Source organism: Listeria rocourtiae FSL F6-920, assembly GCF_000525975.1.
Lineage (GTDB): Bacteria > Bacillota > Bacilli > Lactobacillales > Listeriaceae > Listeria_A > Listeria_A rocourtiae.
Map to the genome: position 1 here is coordinate 1 of NZ_AODK01000053.1, position 23,120 is coordinate 23,120.

At 39.8% G+C, this 23,120-nt stretch carries 24 protein-coding genes and 4 pseudogenes; 12 read left to right on the forward strand and 16 right to left on the reverse strand.

Annotated features, from left to right (window positions below):
* Window positions 1-294 precede the first annotated feature (294 nt).
* A complete protein-coding gene (locus tag PROCOU_RS14200) occupies window positions 295-585 on the reverse strand; it encodes an antibiotic biosynthesis monooxygenase family protein (RefSeq protein WP_036073627.1) in 291 nt (96 codons plus the stop codon).
* 56 nt (window positions 586-641) lie between these two features.
* On the opposite strand from PROCOU_RS14200, the gene PROCOU_RS14205 reads away from it, so the two are divergent.
* From PROCOU_RS14205 to PROCOU_RS14215, 3 genes are all read left to right on the forward strand, one after another.
* Window positions 642-1,046 carry a DUF6157 family protein gene (locus PROCOU_RS14205; protein ID WP_036073629.1) on the forward strand — a complete coding sequence of 135 codons (405 nt, stop codon included), beginning with the start codon at window positions 642-644 and terminating at the stop codon, window positions 1,044-1,046.
* A gap of 17 nt (window positions 1,047-1,063) precedes the next feature.
* The gene (locus PROCOU_RS14210) at window positions 1,064-1,909 is read left to right on the forward strand and encodes a DUF72 domain-containing protein (protein ID WP_036073630.1); all 846 of its coding nucleotides are present in this window, start codon (window positions 1,064-1,066) and stop codon (window positions 1,907-1,909) included.
* A 353-nt stretch (window positions 1,910-2,262) separates the two neighbouring features.
* Window positions 2,263-2,616 (forward strand): type II toxin-antitoxin system RelE/ParE family toxin, encoded by a 354-nt coding sequence (locus PROCOU_RS14215; protein WP_036073632.1) that lies wholly within the window; start codon window positions 2,263-2,265, stop codon window positions 2,614-2,616.
* Between the two features lie 530 nt (window positions 2,617-3,146).
* Here the strand turns inward: PROCOU_RS14215 and PROCOU_RS14225 are convergent.
* Complete coding sequence (locus PROCOU_RS14225; protein WP_036073637.1) at window positions 3,147-3,521, reverse strand: DUF1634 domain-containing protein; 375 nt, start codon at window positions 3,519-3,521, stop codon at window positions 3,147-3,149.
* Window positions 3,522-4,355 (reverse strand): sulfite exporter TauE/SafE family protein, encoded by an 834-nt coding sequence (locus PROCOU_RS14230; RefSeq protein ID WP_376700406.1) that lies wholly within the window; start codon window positions 4,353-4,355, stop codon window positions 3,522-3,524. It abuts the gene before it with no gap.
* 154 nt (window positions 4,356-4,509) lie between these two features.
* Between PROCOU_RS14230 and PROCOU_RS14235 the strand changes: the two genes are divergently transcribed.
* From PROCOU_RS14235 to PROCOU_RS14245, 3 genes are read left to right on the forward strand one after another with little or no spacing between them, the layout of a single operon-like run.
* Window positions 4,510-5,886, forward strand: a complete 1,377-nt coding sequence (locus PROCOU_RS14235; RefSeq protein ID WP_036073642.1) for a bifunctional metallophosphatase/5'-nucleotidase — start codon at window positions 4,510-4,512, stop codon at window positions 5,884-5,886.
* Window positions 5,883-6,161, forward strand: a complete 279-nt coding sequence (locus PROCOU_RS14240) for a YutD family protein (protein ID WP_133621053.1) — start codon at window positions 5,883-5,885, stop codon at window positions 6,159-6,161. The genes PROCOU_RS14235 and PROCOU_RS14240 overlap by 4 nt, the downstream gene beginning before the upstream one ends.
* 27 nt (window positions 6,162-6,188) lie before the next feature.
* The gene (locus PROCOU_RS14245) at window positions 6,189-6,953 is read left to right on the forward strand and encodes a TIGR01457 family HAD-type hydrolase (RefSeq protein WP_376700405.1); all 765 of its coding nucleotides are present in this window, start codon (window positions 6,189-6,191) and stop codon (window positions 6,951-6,953) included.
* A gap of 383 nt (window positions 6,954-7,336) precedes the next feature.
* Here PROCOU_RS14245 and PROCOU_RS14250 read toward each other — a convergent pair.
* Window positions 7,337-7,790 (reverse strand): annotated as a pseudogene (locus PROCOU_RS14250) (phosphatidylglycerophosphatase A family protein).
* Window positions 7,791-7,883: 93 nt separating this feature from the next.
* Window positions 7,884-8,120: a NifU family protein gene (locus PROCOU_RS14255; RefSeq protein ID WP_036073649.1), complete on the reverse strand. Its 237-nt coding sequence runs from the start codon at window positions 8,118-8,120 to the stop codon at window positions 7,884-7,886.
* Window positions 8,121-8,850: 730 nt separating this feature from the next.
* On the opposite strand from PROCOU_RS14255, the gene PROCOU_RS14260 reads away from it, so the two are divergent.
* Window positions 8,851-9,174 (forward strand): YuzD family protein, encoded by a 324-nt coding sequence (locus PROCOU_RS14260; protein ID WP_036073652.1) that lies wholly within the window; start codon window positions 8,851-8,853, stop codon window positions 9,172-9,174.
* Window positions 9,175-9,192: 18 nt separating this feature from the next.
* Entirely contained in the window at window positions 9,193-9,426 is a 234-nt protein-coding gene (locus PROCOU_RS14265) for a YuzB family protein (protein WP_036073655.1), read from the forward strand.
* A 55-nt stretch (window positions 9,427-9,481) separates the two neighbouring features.
* Here the strand turns inward: PROCOU_RS14265 and PROCOU_RS14270 are convergent.
* Window positions 9,482-10,110, reverse strand: a pseudogene (locus tag PROCOU_RS14270) (SDR family oxidoreductase).
* Window positions 10,111-10,230: 120 nt separating this feature from the next.
* A complete protein-coding gene (locus PROCOU_RS14275) occupies window positions 10,231-11,226 on the reverse strand; it encodes an NAD(P)/FAD-dependent oxidoreductase (RefSeq protein ID WP_036073658.1) in 996 nt (331 codons plus the stop codon).
* A 308-nt stretch (window positions 11,227-11,534) separates the two neighbouring features.
* On the opposite strand from PROCOU_RS14275, the gene PROCOU_RS14280 reads away from it, so the two are divergent.
* Window positions 11,535-12,749 (forward strand): NAD(P)/FAD-dependent oxidoreductase, encoded by a 1,215-nt coding sequence (locus PROCOU_RS14280; protein ID WP_036073660.1) that lies wholly within the window; start codon window positions 11,535-11,537, stop codon window positions 12,747-12,749.
* Between the two features lie 61 nt (window positions 12,750-12,810).
* Here the strand turns inward: PROCOU_RS14280 and PROCOU_RS14285 are convergent, their stop codons facing one another.
* Window positions 12,811-13,287 carry a divergent PAP2 family protein gene (locus tag PROCOU_RS14285; protein ID WP_221639790.1) on the reverse strand — a complete coding sequence of 159 codons (477 nt, stop codon included), beginning with the start codon at window positions 13,285-13,287 and terminating at the stop codon, window positions 12,811-12,813.
* A gap of 151 nt (window positions 13,288-13,438) precedes the next feature.
* On the opposite strand from PROCOU_RS14285, the gene menI reads away from it, so the two are divergent.
* A complete protein-coding gene (gene menI / locus PROCOU_RS14290; RefSeq protein ID WP_036073665.1) occupies window positions 13,439-13,813 on the forward strand; it encodes a 1,4-dihydroxy-2-naphthoyl-CoA hydrolase MenI in 375 nt (124 codons plus the stop codon).
* A 48-nt stretch (window positions 13,814-13,861) separates the two neighbouring features.
* On the opposite strand, the gene mnhG is transcribed toward menI, so the two are convergent.
* The 8 genes and pseudogenes from mnhG to PROCOU_RS14330 form a co-directional block, all read right to left on the reverse strand.
* Entirely contained in the window at window positions 13,862-14,446 is a 585-nt protein-coding gene (gene mnhG / locus PROCOU_RS14295; protein ID WP_036073667.1) for a monovalent cation/H(+) antiporter subunit G, read from the reverse strand.
* Entirely contained in the window at window positions 14,430-14,681 is a 252-nt protein-coding gene (locus tag PROCOU_RS14300) for a Na(+)/H(+) antiporter subunit F1 (protein ID WP_260444280.1), read from the reverse strand. Before PROCOU_RS14300 ends, mnhG begins: the two co-directional genes overlap by 17 nt.
* 35 nt (window positions 14,682-14,716) lie before the next feature.
* Window positions 14,717-15,193, reverse strand: coding sequence for a Na+/H+ antiporter subunit E (locus PROCOU_RS14305; RefSeq protein ID WP_036073670.1), 477 nt, complete (start codon window positions 15,191-15,193; stop codon window positions 14,717-14,719).
* A 7-nt stretch (window positions 15,194-15,200) separates the two neighbouring features.
* The gene (locus tag PROCOU_RS14310; RefSeq protein ID WP_036073672.1) at window positions 15,201-16,688 is read right to left on the reverse strand and encodes a Na+/H+ antiporter subunit D; all 1,488 of its coding nucleotides are present in this window, start codon (window positions 16,686-16,688) and stop codon (window positions 15,201-15,203) included.
* A pseudogene (locus tag PROCOU_RS14315) lies at window positions 16,678-17,026 on the reverse strand (Na(+)/H(+) antiporter subunit C). Before PROCOU_RS14315 ends, PROCOU_RS14310 begins: the two are co-directional and overlap by 11 nt.
* Window positions 17,027-17,449 (reverse strand): Na(+)/H(+) antiporter subunit B, encoded by a 423-nt coding sequence (locus PROCOU_RS14320; protein ID WP_036073673.1) that lies wholly within the window; start codon window positions 17,447-17,449, stop codon window positions 17,027-17,029.
* Window positions 17,436-19,844 (reverse strand): Na+/H+ antiporter subunit A, encoded by a 2,409-nt coding sequence (locus PROCOU_RS14325; protein WP_036073674.1) that lies wholly within the window; start codon window positions 19,842-19,844, stop codon window positions 17,436-17,438. The genes PROCOU_RS14320 and PROCOU_RS14325 overlap by 14 nt, the downstream gene beginning before the upstream one ends.
* A 347-nt stretch (window positions 19,845-20,191) precedes the next feature.
* Window positions 20,192-21,402, reverse strand: a pseudogene (locus PROCOU_RS14330) (MFS transporter).
* 234 nt (window positions 21,403-21,636) lie between these two features.
* Between PROCOU_RS14330 and PROCOU_RS14335 the strand changes: the two are divergent.
* Both PROCOU_RS14335 and PROCOU_RS14340 read left to right on the forward strand, forming a co-directional pair.
* Window positions 21,637-22,224 (forward strand): peptidylprolyl isomerase, encoded by a 588-nt coding sequence (locus PROCOU_RS14335; RefSeq protein WP_036073676.1) that lies wholly within the window; start codon window positions 21,637-21,639, stop codon window positions 22,222-22,224.
* A gap of 287 nt (window positions 22,225-22,511) precedes the next feature.
* On the forward strand, window positions 22,512-22,820 hold the full coding sequence (locus tag PROCOU_RS14340) for a PTS sugar transporter subunit IIB (protein WP_036073678.1): 309 nt from the start codon (window positions 22,512-22,514) through the stop codon (window positions 22,818-22,820).
* Window positions 22,821-23,120 lie beyond the last annotated feature (300 nt).

The following is a 23,120-nucleotide window of genomic DNA, read 5'->3' on the forward strand; positions in this document are numbered from 1 at the left end:
ATGCTCGCTTTGCTCTCATGTATATTGGGACTGTAACTCATTTTATTTCGAACAGTCCCAACAAAGCGGAGTGTACGACTGTACATGATGACTGAAAGCAGGGAGAGGGTAGTTTCCTCGACCATGCAAGAAGTTAAGCGAAACTGCTCTTGTGTAGCAGAACCGTAGAAAGGGCCACCTATTCGCGATACTCATAGGCATATTGGGACTGTAACTCACTTCATTTCGAACAGTCCCAACAATGCGAGCGCTTGTCGCCGATTTATCTGGGTTATGTCCAACCTCTTTTTCGTATTAAATAATTCGTGTAAAGTGCTTCACTTTGGGGAAAGGGTTATAATAATGGTGGAGGAGCTTTTTCCAATCTTCATAAGCATCTGATGTTCGAAAGCCTTCCGTGTGAGCTTCTAAGGTTTCCCACTGAACGAGTAATAAATATTCCGTTTCATTTTCTAGGCATTGATGTAATTCATGTTGGATATAGCCAGGCATTGAACTAATAATTTCTGACGCAATGGAAAAATCTTTCTCGAATTGACTTTTATCACCTTGTGCGACTTGGAGTAGAGCGCTTTCTAGAATCATGATAACATGCCTCCTTTTTGTTATTGTACAATAAAAATTAGAAGTAGGTGCAAAAAATGAATTTAAACTATTATAATACATTTATCTTGGTCGCAGAAGACAGTATAGCTGATCATGGAGAAATTCCTAATACGAAACGGCAAAATAAAACGGTTGGTGAGATTCAGTTTGAACTTTTAAATGGTCATGATTATAAATATATGCAGGAGGAAGTGCTTTTTGAGACGCATATGTTGCATAAAAATATTCCAGAGGAGGCACGCGAAGCAGAAAGAGAAGCTTTTTTTAGTAAGAGCCAAGCATGTATGCGGACGTCGCCACTTGGTAAGCGATACGGCTGGGGGTTGCATTTTAATCAGGATGGTTATGTGAAATTGGTGGCGGTGGATAATCCGGAATATTTGAAATTAGCGAACCAAAAGGACTTGACGATTACGCGAGCAATGAAATCTAAGCGATAGAGAGGGGTAGTTTTGTAATGATAACGATTGGGCTGACGGGATGGAGCGATCATGAAACATTGTATTCAAGTACGAGCAAACACAAATTAGAGGACTATGCGGGAAATTTTCCGATGGTGGAAGTGGATACGAGCTTTTATGCGATTCCTTCACCGCTTACGACGGAACGATGGGTGGAGAGGACCCCAGAAGAGTTTTCATTTGTCGTGAAGGCTTTTCAAGCGATGACAAGACATAAGGAATGGCAGCAGTATTATGATTCGGAAACAGAGATGTATCGTCGATTTATGGATGCGATTGCGCCGATGAGTGAAAGTGGGAGACTTAAAGCGATTCTATTTCAATTCCCGCCGTATTTTGGTTGTACGAAAGAAAATGTGACTTACTTACGGGCAATTCGTGAAAAAATGGGAGACTTGCCGCTTGCCATCGAATTTCGGAATAAGACTTGGTATACGGAGACGAATACGCCACAAACGCTGGATTTGCTAAAGGATTTGGGTTTTATTCATACGGTTGTTGATGAGCCTCAAGTTGGAAATGGCAGCGTACCAATTGTATTGAGAGCAACGAATGAAGCGATGACTTTAGTGCGTCTGCATGGGAGAAATAGCGCGGGATGGATGAAAGCGAATAGTCCTGAATGGCGCGAAGTTAGGACGCTTTATCGTTATAATGAAGAGGAAATCAATTATTGGGCAGAAAATATTAGACATTTACAAAAACATTCCAAAGAAGTGATTGTGATTTTTAATAATAATTCTGGCGGAGATGCAGCGGATAATGCGAAACAACTTCAAAAAGCATTAAATATTTCCTATGAAGGACTTGCACCCATGCAAATGAATTTATTTGATATATGATTTTTGAGGGGAGATGTATTTCTTCCCTTATTTTGTGTTTTTAAAGTGTGCAATGCTGTAGAAAAATTCCTCATCCCTAGTAAAAACTCTTTTTCACTCTTTTTGAGTAAATTCTTTGATAAAGCTTTCTAATTGTGTTATTATGAAGAGACGAAAGAAAAGGAGAGATAACTATGACGAGAAAAAACAATACACATACCGTTCCTCCGACATTGGACAGAATCATCGTTTCTAATGAATTAGACATTTTGAATAAACTGAGGGAATCACAAGAGGATAAGCAAAATAACCGTATAGTTACATCAAGTATTGGTTGGTCAAAGTTGAGAGTTAATAGTAAGCGGGTTTAGCATATGAGTAGTAATATTCAAATAGAGTGGTCAGATGCTTTTCAGGAAGATGTGGCTTCTATTATTCATTATTTGGATTATCAGTACTGTAGTGTGGAGCAGAAGGATAAATTTTTTGAGAAGCTTATGAAGGTCGAGTCACGATTAACCATTTTTCCAATGATGGGAGTGATTTTACAGGATTCTAAATATTCTCGTGAGTATCGTAAGGTTAGGGTTGGTAAGGCCTATCTAGTGTTTTATGAAGCGCTATTGGATGAGAAAAAAGTGGTGTTGCATCGAATGTTGGCACAAGAGCAGAATTATGATGTATTGATTCGAGAAGAAGCACCAATTTATAACAATGAAAAACAGTAGAGGGTAGGACAAAGATATTTCGACACAAAAATAAGCAAGGTATCACGATTTCCTTTTTTGGGAAAACATGAATCTTGCTTTACACAAATCGAGCGAAAGCGTTTGTATTTAAGGGATTTGGTGGAATGAGGATGGCAAACGTATTCCATTCCTTTGCATATTGTGGTTCTAATTCGCTTTGCTTCAAAGAACCACAACAAAGCGGAGCATACTGGTGTAAGTGATGATTGAAAGCAGGAAGAGAGTCGTATCCCCGACCATGTAAGAAGTTATGCGAAGCGCCAGCGTAGAAGAACCATAGAAAGGAACAGCATCCTTGTTCGAAAATCTGGAAGGACCGCCTATGAGCATTGCTCATAGGCATATTGGTGCTGTAACTCATTTCAAGTCGAACAGTCAGGAAGGATTACATGCTCACTTTATTCTCATGCATATTGGGACTGTAACTCATTTCATGTCGAACAGTCCCAACAATGCGAGCGCTTGTCGCCGATTTATTTGGGTTATGGCCCAGACTCTAGTGTTTTTGTTTACTCTGTAGTGCCAATTAGGAAACTGATTGCTAGAATGATGAGAACGATTGCTGTTATTGCAACGTACAGGTAATCCTTCTCTTTTAAGAATGTGGCAAGGGATACCAAAACGCGTAGTACTGGTGTTAAAATAAGACAGAAAAGCCCGAACATGATAATCGCATACGGCTTGAATTCGCCAATTCCTGTAAAAATAGCTGTCAGTGTTGTTGGATAGGTCGCTCCAGGATAACCGCTTGCTCTGGTGAACAGCAGAAGTAATAGACCGATGAGAATAATGGCAGCGCTAAGTAGAACACCGATACGTAGTAATCCACTAACAACGGCTTCCACACGGTGCATTTCTGCGTCAGTTGTTGACTTATCAACCATTTAGATCCACCCCAATCCTTCTAAAATCATTTGTAATGCTACGTAAATCAAAACAGGAATAAATACGAGACGAATGACTTTACTTTTTAGTCTTTGCATAATTCTTGTGCCGATGGTTGCTCCAATTAGGACACCAATTGCGACAGGGCCAGCAATTATTGGATCGATATCACCGCGGAATAGATACACGGTGGCACTTGCTGCTGCTGTGACACCCATCATTAAATTACTGGTTGCACTAGAAACTTTGAGTGGCATTTTCATGAATACATCTAATGCCATGACTTTAAAAGCACCGCTTCCGATGCCGAGTAGTCCGCTAGCAATCCCAGCTCCGTACATAACGCTAAATCCTGCAGGGACATTTGCGACTTCGTAATCTACTTGTTGACGTAGCGCTTTATCATAATAGGTATCGTGAAGGCGTAGCTTTGTTGCAATTGGGTCAGGTTTCACGTTTGTTGGGAATTCAGAACCGACTTTTTTAATCATAGTAATGGCGGAGTATAGAAGTAGAAGACCAAAAATCATATAGAGTGCTGTGGCAGAAAGGAGTCCACCAACAAATGCTCCGGTGATGGCGCCAAGTGTAGTTGCGATTTCAAGAAACATGCCGACACGCAAATTGGTGATACGATCTTTTATGTAGGCGATAGCTGAGCCGCTACTCGTTGCTATGACGGAAATAATACTGGCCCCAATAGCGTATTTAATATCGATGCCAAATAGAAGTGTAAGCGCTGGTGTGACGATGATTCCGCCACCAAGACCGAGCACAGAGCCCAGCACGCCTGCAAAAATAGCAATAAGCAAAAGCGCAAAAATTTGATAGATGTCCAAGGAATAAGCCCCCTTTATTATATATTGTTCATCATACGCTTTTTTGTGATAATTGAAAAGAGACATAAGGAATAAAAGTAGTTTTGTGACGTGTCAAAAGCAACCATTTAGGCTACAATAGAAAGAGAAGGAAGAAGGGGATGTTATCATGAAACGTTTAACGATTTGGCATACAAATGATATTCATAGTCATCTGGAGAAGTGGCCACGCATCTTTACTTTTTTACGTGAAAAACGATTGGCTATGCAGGGTGATTTATTTTTTGATATTGGCGATTTTATTGATCGGATGCATCCATATACGGAAGGATCGATGGGGCAAGGGAATGTAGCTTTGTTAAACGCTTTGCCGTATGATGCGGTGACAATTGGTAATAATGAGGGTGCGGCACTTGGACATGCGGAATTGGCGCACTTATACGACGATGCAGTTTTTCCAGTGGTTTGTTGTAATGTGTATGAAGATCAGGCGCAGACGGAGCTGGCGCGTTTTGCGAAGGGTCATATTTATATTCAGCAGGAAGGTGTCAAAATTGCGATTATTGGTGCTACGGCTTGCTTTACAGAGTATTATGAGTCATTAGGATGGGGAATTGAAGAGCCAATTCAAGCGATTAAACGCGAGGTTAGTAAGGTTCAGGCAGATGTTACGATTTTACTTAGTCACCTGGGTTTGCCATTAGATGAAAAAATTGCAACGGAAATACCGGAAATTGATCTTATTTTAGGCGGACATACACATCATTTATTGGAACATGGTAAAGAGGTCGATGGTACTTTGCTTGCTGCTGCTGGCCGTTGGGGCGAATATGTAGGAGAAGTGACTTTAGAATTCGATGAAATAGCTGGTAGATTAGTGTCAAAGCAAGCGCGTGTGCATGCGGTCTCGGATTTTCCAGCTCCTGTGGATGAAGAGAACCAGATCAAGGCTTTTCGAGAACAAGGGGAGGCAGAATTGAGTCAAAAAGTGGTTGCACTTCCGCATCAATTAGAGCATAATTGGTTTAAAAGCTCCGAGATTTCAGAATTATTCCATGAGGCTGCTTGTGAGTGGACTGGTGCAGATACATTCTTGACGAATGCTGGTATCTATATGACGGATTTACCGACAGGAATCGTAACAGCATATGATATCCATCAGTTGCTACCCCATCCACTAAACTTTATTGTGCTTTCAATGACGGGTATTGAGTTGGGAGTTTTAATTCAAGAGATTGCCGAAAAAGAGTCGGAATTGCGAGATATACCATTACGAGGCTTTGGTTTTCGGGGAGAGGTTTTTGGAGCGATTTTGACGAAGCGGATGACATTTGATGTAGCATTAAATGTGGCTTTATGGGATGGGGCTGTAATTGAGCCCGATAAAATATACCGTATTGCGACGCACGATACGTTTGTTTATGCGCCATTTTTCCCGATTATTAAACGGGTAGCAGTAAAAGAAGTGTACACGCCGGAATTGTTGCGTGATGTGATGACTTGGAAATTAAAAGAAAAGTACGACGAAGGAGGTCAAATGAAATAATGATTACGATTCAGAATACGACATATGAAATTATTGAAGATAACCGGGAAGCATTTGATGAAGAGGCCTTAACGGATCGGTACAGCGATATTTTAGCGCGCTATGATTATATCGTTGGAGATTGGGGTTACGATCAGTTGCGATTGAAAGGTTTTTTTGACGACGACAATAGAAAAGCAACATATGACACAAAAATTAGTACGTTAAAAGAGTATTTATATGAGTATTGTAATTTTGGATGCAAATATTTTGTGATTAAAAAAGTAGTGAAATAAGCGGAGCAAGGAAAGAGGTAAGTGGTAGTGAAATATGATGGGTATTTAATTGACTTGGATGGAACAATGTATCTTGGAAGTGAACCAATACCAGAGGCGCAGGGCTTTATTGAGAAATTGGATCAGGCGCACATTCCATATTTGTATGTTACGAATAATTCTTCAAAAACACCAGAACAAGTAGCGGCTACTTTGCGAAAATTCGATATTCCAGCGACAACGAATCAAGTTTTTACGACATCGCAAGCGACGGTTCAGTTCATGTTGGAGCAGGTGAATCGCAAGAAGAGGGTTTATTTAATTGGTGAAGAGGGCGTTAGACACGAAATCCAGAAGGCTGGTTTTGAATTGACATCTGAAAATCCTGATTTTGTAGTGATGGGAATTGATCGCGATATTAACTATGAGAAATTGGCAATTGCAACGATGGCAGTTCGAGAGGGTGCGATGTTTATTTCGACAAACGGTGATGCCGCAATCCCGACTGAGCGAGGCTTATTGCCTGGTAATGGTTCTATCACATCTGTTGTGACGATAGCGACGGGTGTGAAACCGATTTTTATCGGAAAACCAGAAGCAATTATAATGGAGCAAGCAATCGCAAAGCTTGGTGTGAAGAAAGAGCGTGTTATCATGGTTGGTGATAACTATGAAACGGACATTTTAGCAGGAATCCGATTTGGTATTGATACGCTGATTGTGCATACTGGTTTTACCTCACCAGAACAGTTAGCAATGAAAGAAGTACAACCGATTCATCGCGTTATGAATTTGTCAGAATGGGAATTATAATAAGACATAAATGAGGGCGGATACTGATTTTTGGTGTCCGTTTTTTTATTAGTAATCGGGAGAGGCACGGAGATATGGCGATATTAAATGATATTTTTATTGTTTTTCTAATTATAATGACGGCTTTTTTATGGCGAGTGAATTTGTAATAAGGGAAGCTGTTAGTGAAGCGCTTGGAATCGAGCTAAATAGTCATGATGTTCATATGCTTTCAGGTTGATTATTATATCAAAAATTTGATTTGGAAACAGAAGATTTTTTAGAGGAGTCCGGATGGCGCTTTACGATGCAAAGCATAAATAAAAATTCAGTTCAGCAAGTCGAAATTATAAGCGCGACTAAAGAAACATCGCAGGAATAAGTTGCGATGTTTCTTTTTGGTTTTATTGTACGATATCATCATGATAGCTGTGTGCCAATCTACTCGCAGCAGCTGCGGCAATCGCGCCTACAATATCATCAAGAAACGTGTGGACCTGTTTACCATCATGTTCATTTAATTTTTCAAGGATACCAGGTTTTACTTTATCAATGTAACCGTAATTCGTGAACCCGATAGAGCCATAAACGTTGACGATAGAGAGTGCTAGAATCTCATCGACGCCATACAAGCCTTCATCAGCACCGATGATGTTTTGAAGCGGTTGGACAAGCTTTCCTTCTTCCGCTAGGACATCTAGTTGAATCCCTGTTAAAATCGCATTTTGAACCTCACGTTTGCGCAAAACACGCTCCACATTCTCACGACAAATATCAAGGCTTAACGCGGAATGGTATTTTTTTTTGTAGGAATAGAACTAAGTCGGCAATATCATCGATGGTAACCCCACGTTCTATGAGCCATTCTCTCGCTTTTTTTTTCTAATTCACTTTTGTTTCTCGACCATTCGTATCTCTCCCAACTTAAACAAAATAGGCATCAGCTTCCTTTTAGAAAACTTGAACAACCTCTTTAAAACCTATTACTCTTTCAGCTAAGGTGAGTTCAATTCCCATTTTTAAAGTCATATCAGAACTAGGGCACGTTTCGCAAGCCCCCAATAAACGAATTTTTACAATGCCATCTGGTGTCACTTCAACAAGTTCATAGTCGCCACCATCTCTAACCAAAAACGGTCTAAATTTCTTAAGAGCAGTATCCACTTCCGCATACATTTCGCTATTCATGGCATTCGACTCCTTCCTAACTGTGAATAATTCTCACTTACACTCCTATTATAACAGCCTTAGCAAAAAAAGAAAGGGATAGTGTTTGGAAGATTAGGAGGCAAGGGAAGTCAATGGAACATGTTGTGGCTAGGTTAATAATAGAGAAAGGAATGAGCATGATAAATCGAGGAGTTACTCAGCATGTCGACAAACGCTCATTGTTGGGCTCGTTGAAGCATGCGAAAGTTGTGAGGTGAAACTAGAGGGCTACTTACTAGGGTACTCGTAGGCATAGTTGTAACGCATTTCATTTGAATCGTCAGGGTAGGATTACATGTTGGAGCTGTGATGCATTTTATTCGAACAGTCGCGGTAGGATTACATGCTCGTTACACTCACATGTATATTGGGACTGTAACTCATTTCATTCGAACAGTCCCAACAAAATGCCCCGTCCCTAAGGCTCAAGAAGGGACGAGGCAAGTTTATATAGTCAGATGGGTAAATCTGACTAAAAAAAAGGGAGTGTTACTTTTATGTTAACCGTGTGGATTAAGCACGGTAACAAACAATGAAACTAGTTCCTTATGCACTGCTTAAACGCACTAAAGTAACTATAGGTAAGTATAATATAGACAGAATAAACTGTCAACAAATACATATCTAAATAATTTTATAATTCAATTAAGAAACCGGTTTACTCGCTTTTGAAGCCCGTATTTTGTAGAATGAAAGAGAGGTGAGCAAGATGGAAAAAGAAGCGAAAATTTTTGTTTATGGATCGTCAAATATCTGTGCTAGTTGTGTTGGATCTCCATCTTCTAAAGAAACGGAGGAGTGGCTCAGAGCAGCGATCGGTCGTAAGTTTCCTGAACAGCCTTTTCAAGTGGAGTATGTTGATATTTTTGCCCCACAAGAAGAAGCGGAGATGAAGCGTATCGCGAAAATGATTGTAGAAGAAGACTACATGTATCCTGTGATTGTGATTGACGGTCGTGTTATAGCAGAAGGGAACCCGCGTCTGAAGGATATTTATGCAATGATGACAGATCGTGGCTATCAACCAGCATAAATTGAATGGGAGGTAATCATGAATCCAATTGTTGAATTTTGTGTAAATAATTTAGCTTCAGGTGCGCAGGAAGCATTTGATAAGCTAGATGCAGATGCGAGTTTAGATGTGATTGAATATGACTGCTTAACGTACTGTGATTTATGCGCTTCTTCTATGTTCGCGCTGGTGGATGGTGAAGTGGTGCGAGGAGAGACACCGGCAGACTTAATTGCTAATATTTATCAGTTTTTAGAGGATAATCCATTTTGACAGAAAAAAAAGCTAATTCCAAAGAGTATGGCGGCTCTTTAGAATTGGCCTTTTTTTACTTAATAAATTTTTCTATCGGCGTATCCCCGTTTTGAAAGGTATAGGTTTGTTTGTATGTCTTGACATTACCAACAATGGTGTTTAGGAAAAGGGCAACATCGGCTCGCGTAATAGTGGTGCGACCCGTTGTGTAATCACTGATATGTGCAGTCGCCGGTTCGTTTGTCAGCAGTACAGGACGAACGATTGTATAATTGAGCTGACTTTTTTGGAGTTCTTTATCAGCGTTTCCTTTAGCTATTAGATAGTCTTTGAGTGATTCAGGACCATTTTCTGGTTTATCAGCCCAAACGGAACTAACCATAATAAAGTGGGAGATGTTATAATGTTCAGCATACTGGACCGCTCTGATTGCTGCATTTTGATCGATAGCAATTGTTTTCTCAGGCCCTGTATGTCCACCAGAGCCAGCAGAGAAAATAACAGTATCGATATTGTTATAGGCTGAACTAAAGTTATCTTCTAAATCGGCAATAATTACTTTTGCACCAAGTTGTTCAAGAGCTGCTCGTTGTTCTTCTTTGCGAATCATAGCTATAACGTTGACACCCGTTTTTTTTTTACTAGTAATGCAACGGTTTGTTTTCCTATTTGGCCATTTGCCCCTATTACTAATACGTTCATCTGAAAACTTCCTTTCTAGGATTAGTTTTGTGAATTTCACGTTCCCAAGCTACTTATTGATTTGTTATATCCATTTTTTGTGAAATGCTCTTGTGTCCGAACTTAACAGCTTTTAGTGCATTAATCAAACATCGAACTTGAATGCATTGGTTGTACTCGAGACTTTGGATCGATATAGTTCATCGCGTTGTTCACAGCTGTAGGTGCCTCTCCAAATCCTGTCGCAATCAGTTTAACCTTACCGTCATACGTACAAATATCACCTGCGGAATAAATACCTGGAATGTTTGTCTCCATTTTGGAATTGACAACAATCGAATTCCGCTCAATATCAAGCCCCCACTCCTTAATAGGACCTAATGAGGACACGAAACCGTAATTCACAATGAAATCATCAATCTCAAGGACTTCCTTTCGATCCCCTTTTACTTCCTCCAAAACAATTTGCGTCATTTTCTCAGAATCACCGATGATATTAGTTGGAATAAATGGGGTTTTAATTGTAATTGATGACTGCTCGAGTTTCTCAACGCTATGTTCATGGGCACGAAAAGCATTGCGACGATGGATGATAGATACTTCTTTTGCAATTGGCTCAAGCATTAAAGCCCAGTCCACTGCGGAATCTCCACCACCACAAACGGCTACACGTCGGCCTGAAAAGCGACTCAAATCATTGATGAAATAATGCAGATTTTTACCTTCATATTGTATCGCATCATCTAGCTCGAGGCGACGAGGCTGGAAGGCACCATTTCCAGCAGTGATAATGATTGCCTTACTGTAATGCGTATCTTGATTTGTACTAATTTCAAATGTGCCATCTGCTTGTTTCTCAACGCTTGCTACGGCTTCTTCTAGACAAATAGTTGGGTCAAAAGGTTTCATTTGTGCAATCAAGTTATTGACTAATTCTTGCGCGCGTACTTTCGGGAAACCTGGAATGTCATAAATATATTTCTCCGGATAAAGGGTAGATAGTTGCCCGCCTAGTTGAGGTAAGCTCTCGATAATTTTTACGTTTGCTTTACGCATGCCAGCATAGAAAGCTGCGAATAATCCTGCTGGGCCTCCACCGATAATCGTTATATCATAAATTTTTGTTTGATCGTCCACCAAAAAACCTCCTAAAATAAATATTCTCACAGTTTTTCATCACAAGACCATTCTACCACAAAACGGATAGAAACAGTATGCCAATAGCTTTGTGGAAATACCAAGTTGTCCAGCTAGATTTTTCATATATTGTGAGCTTCTTCTCTTGAAAAAAAAGACTTGAAAGAGCTATGATATAGGGTGAGGGCTTTTTGCCTTCTTGCTTGAGACGTAGATGTTTAAGCGCAATCTACATAATTGTCATTAGGCTCAGCCCTGATGCAATTTTTTTGTGAGAAAAATACAATGGGAAAGTGGATGTGATACAGATGAGTAAGCCAAAAATCGTCATTCTGGGAGCTGGGTACGGTGGCTTGAAAACGTTGCGTAAGTTGCAACAATTGAATGTTGAAGCAGAATTAGTATTGGTGAACAAAAATGACTATCATCATGAAACAACATGGTTACATGAAGCTGCTGCAGGAACATTAGAAGCAGAACAACTAATGTATCCAATCGCGAAAGTAGTCAACCCAACAAAAACAACCTTCATTCAAGATACTGTGGAGAAAATCAACAAAGACGACAAAACAGTAACATTGACGAACAAAGGGGATATTTCGTACGACTTCTTGCTGATTGCACTTGGATCAGAAGCAGAAACTTTTGGTATCAGCGGTTTGAAAGAATACGCGTACACGATTACTAGCATCGATTCTGTTAAGAAAATTCGAGCTCAAATCGAAGGTAGTTTTGCAAAATGGAAAACAGAACAACGCGATGAACTATTAACAATTGTCGTTGGTGGCGCTGGATTCACGGGTATCGAGTTCTTAGGGGAACTAACAAACCGCATTCCAGAACTTGTGAAAAAATATGACGTGCCTCGTGAAAAAGTCCGCATAGTTTGTATGGAAGCTTCACCAAAAGTGTTGCCACAATTTGATGCAAAACTAGTGGACTATGGCGTTGGCGTTTTAGAAGACCGTGGTGTAGAATTCAACGTTGGAACTCCAGTGAAAGAAGCTACAGCAGACGGTATTAAATATGCAAAAAGTGAAACGGAAGATGTGGAAATCAAAGCAGCAACAGTTATCTGGGCAGCTGGGGTACGCGGAAATAGCGTTATCGAAGCTTCTGGATTTGAAGCTGGACGTGGTCGTGTGAAAGTAAATGACGATTTGACGGTTCCAGGTAACGAAGAAATTTTGATTATTGGGGATTGCTCGTTAATGATTAATCCTGAAAATGATCGTCCATACCCGCCAACAGCGCAAATTGCGATGCAACAAGCAGATATTGCTGCAGCGAACCTTGCTAAGATGGTAAAAGGGTTGACCACAGATTTAGCACCATTCATCTATCATGAAAAAGGTACGGTATGCTCTATCGGAGACAACGATGCGATTGGTGTCGTAATGGGCAGAAGCTTGAAGGGTTACCCAGCATCCGTTATGAAAAAAATAATTGATGACCGTGCGTTATACCAAATTGGTGGAACTGGTGTCATGATGAATAAAGGTAAATTTAAGTTCTATAAGTAAGCTAAAAATAGGAGCGAAAGTCAGTTTTTAAGTATCTGACTTTTGCTCCTATTTTTAATTCCTATAAAAGGCCAAATAGATAATCGACGATAAATCCAATCGCGATACCAGTCAAAGCTCCGAAGAAAACTTCCATCGGTTTATGACCAAGCATTTCTTTCAAATGTTTTTGCTTCTCTTCTTGTCCTGGTTCTGTCAGGCCTTTTGCGTGTTCGACAAATTCATGAAAATCACGAGCTAATTTGTTGAGTGCAACGGCTTGCTCACCGGCTTGACGGCGAACACCGGTAGCATCAAACATTACGATGATACCGAATACGACAGCGATAGCGAAATAAGGAGAATCAATTCCGTATGAAATCGCAAGCGTAGTCATGAGTGCTGTAACGGCTGCGGAATGCGAGCTAGGCATACCTCCTGTGGAAAACATAAGACTCCATTGCATTTTACGATAAACGAGCAAATGGATTGGAACTTTGACAAATTGCGCGAAAAAAATAGCAATGAGTGAAGCAATTAAAGGTACATTGATTAACATGGCGATCTCCTCTTCCTTAGCAAACAGTTATATTAGTATTGTACCACAAGAAATGGGAATGGAAACCTCCTCTGTTCAAAACAGTTTTACGGGTGCATCGTTAGAAATAAACGACTATAATAGAAGGAAGAGATGGGAGGGGACAAGCGTTATGAGTTTAGGTGAATACTTGGAAATGGAATTGATTGAACTAACAAAAGATGTTGCCGTTGTGAAAATGCCAGTTAATGAAAAAACGCGTCAACCATTTGGTTTTTTACATGGCGGGGCTTCTGTGGCACTTGCTGAACAGGTAGCTAGTATTGGTGCCACAGCGCATGTGAGTGCAAATGAAATCGCGTTTGGTCTTGAGATTAATGCAAATCATATTTCATCAGTACGGGATGGCTACGTGCTTGCTACGGCAGAGCCTATCCACATTGGAAGAACAACACAAGTTTGGCACGTCGAAATTCGTAGTGAGGCGGATAATAAGCTTCTATGCGTAAGCCGCTGTACCTTAGCTATTAAAGGAAAATCAGCATAAAAAAATACCATGTCTCCTATCTTTCATGTGAGACATGGCATTTTTTATCTATTCTTTTTTATCTGTATCTTCATTCTCTTCGTCAAGCTCAATAATCTCTTGTTCTGAGTCATCAGATTCAAGCTCAATCAATGTCTCCTCATGTTCACGCGCAACATCTTCTGATTCCTCGCGTTGGATAATTTTTTCATCACGCAATTCCCAGTCGAGTTGATCCTCTAACTCTTCACGCTCCTGACGCGCGCGCTCCAACTGTTCTTGTTTGATAATGACATTTTTTCGCTTCTTAATGTCGTCTTTTTTCACAGAACGTAGTTGGTCACGAATGCGAATCGCCAAGGGTACACCAGTATCGTAAGCAGCACGGTTAATCAAGTGAGAGGCAATCGGCGTTGTTAAGTAAATAAACAAGATTGCAAGTAGAACCCGAGCATTAAAACCTTCTCCAGTATGAAAAAAGTAGCCAACCGTTGCAAAAAGTAGCAAACTTACGCCGAATGTATTGCTGATACCCGCGGCATGCGTTCTGGTGTAAACATCAGGCAGACGAATTACGCCAATCGCTGCTAAAATACTTAGTGAGGCGCCGATAAGAATCATGATCGAAATAATAATCTCAATTATCACGTTCACGTTCAATCACCTTGCCTTTCTCTACAAATTTAGCAAACGAGACAGTGCCGATAAAAGCAAGCAGAGCAATCAAGAGAATAACGTCCAAATAGGCGTTTGTATCAAGTAGCATCGAGAGTAGCGCCACAATAGCAACGAGGTTCATCCCAATCGAATCGAGTGCCACCACTTTATCAGAAGTTGTAGGTCCTTTTAAAATTCGGTATAGGTAAAGGAAAATAGAAGCAGAATACATAAACAAGGCGATAGCTAAGACTGTGGTTATAATAATCAATGGAACACCTCCATAATAGCGCCTTCGTAGGATTTGCGAATAGTCGCGATTTCCTCTTCAATATTCGGAACATGAAGTGAATGCACGTATATTGCTTTGTAATCATCAGAAATATCGATAGAAAGCGTTCCAGGTGTCAGCGTAATTAAAATCGCCAACATTGTCACTTCCCAGTCGGTTTCAAGCGTCGTTTCGTACCGAAAAATTCCTGGACGAATGTTCATATCCTTTTTGAGAACGATGCGTGCTACCATAACAGTTGAAATAATTAAATCCTTAAAGAAGTTAAATAGGAGTTTCACGAGTGCTAAAATTCGCCAAATATAAAAGCGAGAGCCAAGAAAGCGACGCATGAAGAACAGTAGGAAAATCCCAATAATAAAGCCGAGAATGAAAGTTCCTATCGCGAAATCAGACTGCAGGAACATCCACAAACAGGCAAGTATAAGGTTGATAATTAATTGAAACGCCATTTTTGCTTCACTCCCCCAGTACCGCTTTAATATAAATCGATGGATCAACTAATGGATCGACTGCTTTGTCAATAAGTGGATACATACCTTGTGAAAAGATACCATACGCAACGGAAACCGTGAGTAACATCAAGATAGGTACCATCATTTTTCGATATGGAATATCTAGATTGAAGGCTCCTTTTTTCTCACCCCAGAAACCTTTCGAGAAAATTTTGATCATCGAAAGAAGTACGAATAGGCTAGAAAGAAGTACGATAATACCGCCAATATAATGCTGCACTGCAAAAGCTCCTTCCACAATTAACAGCTTGCCAATAAAACCGCTGAGTGGTGGAATACCTGCAAGCCCGAGCGCTCCAATAAAGAAAGTCCAACCAAGTGATGGTTTAACACTCATGAGGCCGCTGAACTTTTTAATGCTCGAAAAGCCGGTAATTGCGATAATAACACCGATGATGAGGAAAAGCGTTCCTTTAATCAACATATCATGAATCAAGTAGAAAATCGCACCAGTCATAGCTTCACGAGTCATGAGCGAGACGCTAAACAGAATCACACCGACTGCGATTAAGATATTATAAATCATAATTGTTTTCATATCGTTATAGCTAATCGCTCCGATGACGCCAAGTACAATCGTAATGAGCGCGAGCGTAGACAATAACGGTAATGCAAAACTAGTTTCATTATAGAAAAATAGTGTATAGACACGAATAATAGCGTAAATCCCAACTTTCGTGAGTAAAGCACCAAATAAAGCAAGAACTGGAATCGGTGGCGCAAAGTAAGAACCTGGTAACCAGAAATACAACGGAAAAATCCCAGCTTTCAGACCAAATACGAACAAGAATAACACTGCAACAACCGTTATCATCCCAGTATTTCCACCATGAATTTCAGAAATTTTTTGTGAGATATCGGCCATGTTAAGCGTACCGACCATTGAGTAAAGCAGAGCAATAGCCATAACGAGAAACGCTGAGCCAATAACGTTTATTAATAGATACTTTACTGTAGCCTTCAATTGTCCCTTCGTTCCGCCTAAAACGAGTAATACGTAAGATGCCATCAACATTACTTCAAAGAAAACAAACAAGTTAAAAATGTCTCCAGTCAAGAACGAGCCGTTCACTCCAACAATCATAAACAAGACAGCCGGATAGTATAAAAATCGTTCCCGCGGCTTCCCAATAGAGTAAAACGAATAAATTAGCGCCCCAAGAAGCACTAAACTCGTCGTTGTTACGAGCAGGATAGCGAACATGTCACCAACAATCGAAATGCCAAAGGGAGCTGGCCAGTTTCCAAGTGTTACGACCAAAATCCCATGTTGATACACATAATAAATTAGGTAGAAGTTAGCTAGAATAAGAATCGCGCTCGTAATAACTGCTAGTACACGTTGTATCATTACTTTTCGCGGTAGTAGCATCAGAAAAATTGCTCCGAAAAACGGAATCAAAATGGGCATTAAAACAAGGTTACTCATCATCTGCTTCATGCCCCCTTGTCTTAGAAACGCTCTCACTATTAAGTTCCTGATAAGCCCTGTAAGCAAGAACAAGGAAGAAAGCAGTCACACCAAAACTAATAACAATCGCCGTCAAAATTAAAGCTTGTGGCAGAGGGTCATTATAAGCAGAAAGCCCAGGAGTATCAAGTAGGGGAGCCTTTCCTTTTTTTTAAACCGCCCATCGTCAAAATAAGCAGGTTAACCCCATGACTTAAAATTGCCGTTCCAAGAATAATACGCAACAAACTTTTGGAAAGAATGAGGTAAGTGGCGGCCATAAACATAAGCCCAATTAAAATCGACATCAACAGTTCCATCTAGTCACTCTCCCCAATCGTCTGAATTATCGTAAGCGTTACACCAACAACGACTAGATAAACACCCAAGTCAAAAATTGTTGCGGTGTGTAGCGATGTATCGCCCAGAATAGGCAAGTCTACGTGACCAAATTTATGCGTTAAAAAAGGATCACCAGTCAAAATACCAATCATGCCAGTGCCAACTGCAAACAATAAGCCAACACCAGTCATCATAATCGTATTTATATTTAACATGCTTCTCACAGTTTGCGAGTCATAAGCAATCAAGGTCAGCGTCACTGCACCAGCCGAAATCAAGCCAGCAACGAATCCACCACCAGGATTGTAATGTCCAGCTAAGAATAAGTGAAGCGAGAACAGGAAAATAATAAAGACAACAACCTTGGTAACATTACGTAGCAATACGTCATTTGTTTTCATTTTTTTCCCTCCCAGCTAAGCGTAATTTTATCATTCCAAAAATACCAATGGATGCGACAGCGAGAACAGCCGTTTCAAATAATGTATCAAAACCACGGAAATCGACTAGAATCACGTTAACAATATTTTTCCCAGCCGCTTTCGTATACGTGTTATCAATATAATACTGCGAAATCGAATCATAGAACGTCGTATCATAAGCTGAAATAGAAATTAAGAAAACGACTAACCCAACACCAATACTAATAAAAGTTTTTACAGAGAACCATCGTGGTTTTTCCTCAATATTACTGAACTGTGGCAAATGGTAGAAAACAAGCAGGTAAAGCACAACTGAAATTGTCTCAATTACGAGCTGTGTTAAAGCAAGGTCTGGTGCCCTAGCTACGATGAAGAAAATACTAATCGTATAGCCCATCGCCCCAAGCAAAATAATGGAGGTAATGCGCGATTTTGAAAATACGATACCGATAAGCGTTACAACTACGACCAAGACTAAAACATAATCCATCATCGTAACACGCGAAATTGCTGAAATATCAAAATTAAGCGCATCCGTCATGAAAATCGTGCCCAACATCAAAATAATAAAAGCCGTCAACATATAGTTTAGATACGTTCGCAACCAACCAGTCATTACCCATAAAGTAAAGCGATACGATCCTTGTTCCATATAATACATTCCATTATCATACGCTTTACCCCAACGGAAAAACGCCGGAACTTTCTCAGAAATAAAAGGTCGCCACCAATTCGTTGTTTTATAAAGAAAAATGCCCAAAATAATTACGCCAGCCGTCATCAGCAATGCCATCGTGAAGCCATGCCAGAAACTGATATGAATCGAGTAACCAGTCCCATAAAGCGAAGGCATGATTGATTTTACTGCAGGTTCAAGCAACGGTTTGGCAAGCAAATTGGGGAAAACGCCTGTAATTACAACAAGTGCAGATAAAATCATCGGCGGTAATAGCAATCCAACTGGTGCCTCATGCGGTTTTTGCGGCAGTAAATGCGGTTTAAGTTTGCCACCGAAAGTCCTGAAGAAAATAATCATGCTATAAACAAATGTAAAAATACTTCCTATCCAAGCAATGATTGGTAATATGACGCCCCACGTCTCTGCCTGAAACAAGTTCAACGATGTCACGTCTATCATACTTTGAAAAAACATTTCCTTACTCAAAAAACCATTAAATGGCGGTAATCCAGCCATTGCGAACGTCCCGATAAAAGCAATCGTCGCTGTAATCGGCATAAGTTGCATCAAACCACCGAGCCGCTTAATATCCCGCGTCCCAGTCTCATGATCCACAATCCCAACCATCATGAACAAACTACCTTTAAAAGTAGCATGGTTAAATAAATGGAAAATTGCAGCTACAATCGCACCAATATAAATGTTGTCATTCCAAGAATCAAAATGAAGTGCCGCAGCTCCGACGCCTAATAGTGTCATAATCAAACCGAGTTGACTAATCGTTGAATAGGCCAAAATCGCCTTCAAATCCGTTTTCTTCGTCGCTGTAATCGAACCCCAGAACAAGGTCACAATCCCGACTAACGAAATTGTCCAAAACCAAGCCCCAGATACCGCGAAAAGAGGTGTAAACCGAGCGACTAAATAAATTCCAGCTTTGACCATCGTTGCTGAATGTAAATATGCACTAACTGGCGTTGGGGCCTCCATCGCGTCAGGCAACCAAATATGAAATGGAACCTGCGCTGATTTTGTGAAAGCACCTAGTAAAATAAAGATCATAGCAGGAATAAATAGTGAACTGTTTTGAACAAGTGCTACCTCTGAAATAATTTCACGCAACGAGAATGATCCCGTAATAAGGTGAAGCAATAAAATCCCGCCAAGAAGCATTAAGCCTCCGAATACAGTAATAAATAATGATTTTCGCGCGCCATAACGCGATCTTTCTCGATGATACCAATATCCAATCAGTAGAAATGAACTAATCGAGGTCATTTCCCAAAATAAATAAAGAACAACTAAATTATCACTCAAAACAACTCCGAGCATAGCCGTCATAAAAATGAACAGGAATGCATAAAAATTGTTTAAACGCTCCTTCTTTTTACCTAAGTAGAAAATAGAGTAAAACGTAACAAGTGACCCAATCCCTGTAATAAGCAGAGCAAATAATAAACTAAGCCCGTCCACAACGACCGTAAAATTAATACCGAGCGATGGAATCCAAGGCATTGTCTGTGTGACAATCCCATCCATTGTTTGCGGAATAAACGTCAAAAAATAGATAAATAAGATGACAGGAATCGGCAAAACAATCCATCCAGTATGCAGTTGCTTGGTCCAACGATAGAAAATGGGAATTAACATAGCCATGATAAATGGCAAGAAAATGGCGAGGTGTAGAAATGACAAAAGTTCTCCCTCCTTGGTGAAAATTAATATCTAAAATATGACGAAACATCACAATTTATTTAGGAAAGCATAGAAGCTTAAAATGAAAACCCGAAGATAAAAAAATAGGCTGTGATTCTGTGCTCGTGGATATGCCTAAGAAATAAGGCATGGAGCACGCGTTGTTTGTCACATTTTTTATTATAGCATACTTAATTACCTGAAAAAAAGGGTAGAATCTTGAGCAACGTGTGAGAAGGGTAATGTTTTTCGAATTCTATAAATATGTAGAAAGGTGAAAAATATAAAAAATTGTTGCTCTCAAAAAAGAACAACAACTTTTTTAATGTATTTTCCAGTTTTGATAATTAGTCCACATTTACATGGCGCTTTCGATCCGATTTCAAGCTAAACCAAAGCAATACAAAGGCAACAACAAACATGAAGCTCGTAAAGACAAAAACATTGCTCATCCCAACAAATCCAGCCATTGTCCCGCCAAGAATCGGACCAATCACATTCCCAAGAAAACGTGCACTCTGGTTATAGCCAAGCATCTCACCCTGCATTTGGCCCGGAGCTGATAAACGAATATAAGCTGTGATACAAGGCACCATCCCACCAATTGCAATTCCGAACAAAAAGCGGAAGAAAATAAACAACCACAAATTTGGAACAAAAGCTTGCGGTAAAACAAAAATTGCCGCCATAATTAGCAATATATTTAAAATTTTTCTCATACCCATACTTATCTCCCAGCTCGCCCCATTTTCGTGTCATAACCAAATTTCCAAAACCAGCCGCCGAAAAAGCAAGCCCAGACAACAACGCTACATTATCAGTATGAGTCAGTTCTCCAACGTAAAGCGCAAGTAAGGGTTGAACACTAAAATTTGCGACTTGAATGAGCAATGAAATAATCATCACCATCATCAAAACTCGCAACTTAAAAATATGTTTCAGCACTTCTCGGCGTGAGTAAGTCACTTTTTTCACGTCCTCCAAATCCGGCTGAACTTCCTTCAAACCAAATGAAACAAGTAAAGCTGCTACAAAAATTGCAACCCCTGTAATAATAAAGGTACTTGAAAAACCGAAAAAATCAGCCAAAGCCCCACCGAGTAGCGGACCAAACAGCATACCAGTTACACCGCCCAATTGCAAAGTCCCCAGCACTTTCCCAGCTTCACTACGATCTGTTTGCCTCGCAATAAAAGCGTTCGAAATTCCAATAAAGCCAGTAACGACCCCCATAAAAATTCGTAAAACCATCATATATGTGACTGAATGAGCATAACCCATAAGAAAAATGCTCACACTCATTCCAAAAGCCGTAAACATCAAAATTTTCTTAAACCCATACTTATCCCCAATTCGTCCCCAAATTGGCGAAAAAATAAAAGCGACTAAAAAAAGTCACACCAAAAATATATCCAGCCCAGCGTTGCACATATGCTTCACTATAATTTCCAAACGTTTCAATATACAACGATAAAAACGGCATAATCATCGTTGTACTGGCCGAAATTAATAAATTCGCGATCATTAAAATGTACAGATTCCGTGTTTTAATTGACATAAAAACCATCTCTATTCCTTATTAGTTTCCAAATATCTATTTCCATTATAGAATAAAGAATGACAGAAACAAAAATAAAACGCTCTAAGAAGAGGAGGCAACATGGTCAAAAAAAATTGTTATTTGGGGCGCGGCTAGTTTATTATGTATATATGTACTCGCTGTATTTGTGAACTTACTCATAATCTGGTTCAAATAAGAGCAGTCAACTAAAGGAAAAAGAGGAGATTTAAAATGACATATTATCCACAATTATCAAAAGAAGTAGCAGAAAACGAAAAATTGGTAGCGATGGAAACAAATCGCGGAACAATAAAATTAAAACTATTTCCAGAAATCGCGCCAAAAGCAGTAGAAAACTTTCTAACACACGCTGAAAATGGCTACTATGAAGGTATCATTTTCCACCGTGTTATTGCAGATTTTATGATTCAAGGTGGCGATCCAGAAGGCGCAGGTTACGGTGGTGAAAGCATTTGGGGAGCACCATTTGAAGATGAATTCTCACCAAAGGCCTTCAATATCCGTGGAGCTTTATCAATGGCAAACGCAGGTCCAGGAACAAACGGTAGCCAATTCTTCATCGTTACAAATAAAAACCTACATCCACAAATGGCTAAACAAATGGAAGGCGCAGGATTCCCGGCTGAGGTAATTGAAGCTTATAGAGCTGGTGGAACACCACATTTAGATGGGCGCCACACAGTATTTGGCCAAGTAGTAGATGGCATGGATGTAGTAGATGAAATCCAATCTGTCAGCGTTGGTGCCCAAGACAAACCAGTTCATGATATAACGATTGAAAAAATTACCATCTTATAAATCAGTGATAATTAATTGATTTGTGTGTGCATAATATGTAACTTTCCCATTTAAACACAAAAAGTTTTTATCAGACTCACGCGCGCCGAGAAACGCTTTGCTCCTAGGCTAAAGCGAGTTCCGAAGCAGCATGTACAAAAGTACATGAGCATCGGAGCAAAGCTTTTAACAACCGAAATGAGCGTTTCACGGATTGCAGAAGCTCAACCTTGTGTAAACGCTGTATTATGAGTATAATGAATATAGTAAAAAGAAAGCTACCCTAAAATCGAAAGGAAAGATTTTTGATGAAAAATATCGTATTAGTATGTGCGGCAGGAATGTCCACAAGTTTATTAGTAACAAAAATGCAAAAAGCAGCAGAAGCAAAAGGGTTAGAAGCAACAATTGCTGCATATTCTATCTCAGAAATCAATGGACTTATTGATACAGCAGATGTAGTATTGCTTGGGCCTCAAGTTCGCTACCAAAAATCAACTGTTGATAAATTAGCTGAACCAACGGGTGTTCCAGTTGACGTTATTGATATGACAGCTTACGGTACGATGAACGGTGAAAAAGTGCTTGATCACGCTTTGAAATTAATGGGTGAATAATAAATAGACAAATCAAAGCCGGAGCTATGGGGTGGTATTTTCCACCTGTAGCTCCGGTTTTTTGTATGCAAAAAAAATAAATAAAAACGGGTGATTTCAGACAAGTCTAGCTCCATAATTTGATATACAATACTATTTGTAGTGATGCATCAAAGTAACTGTGTTATGATGAATTGCTCCTATCTGAAACAGACATCGAGTACGACAAGTTTACCGGCTTGCAAGGAATATTCTAGGGGCATCCATCCGAAACAATATGATGAACGATAAATTTACAGTTTAAAAAGATATGTACAGTAT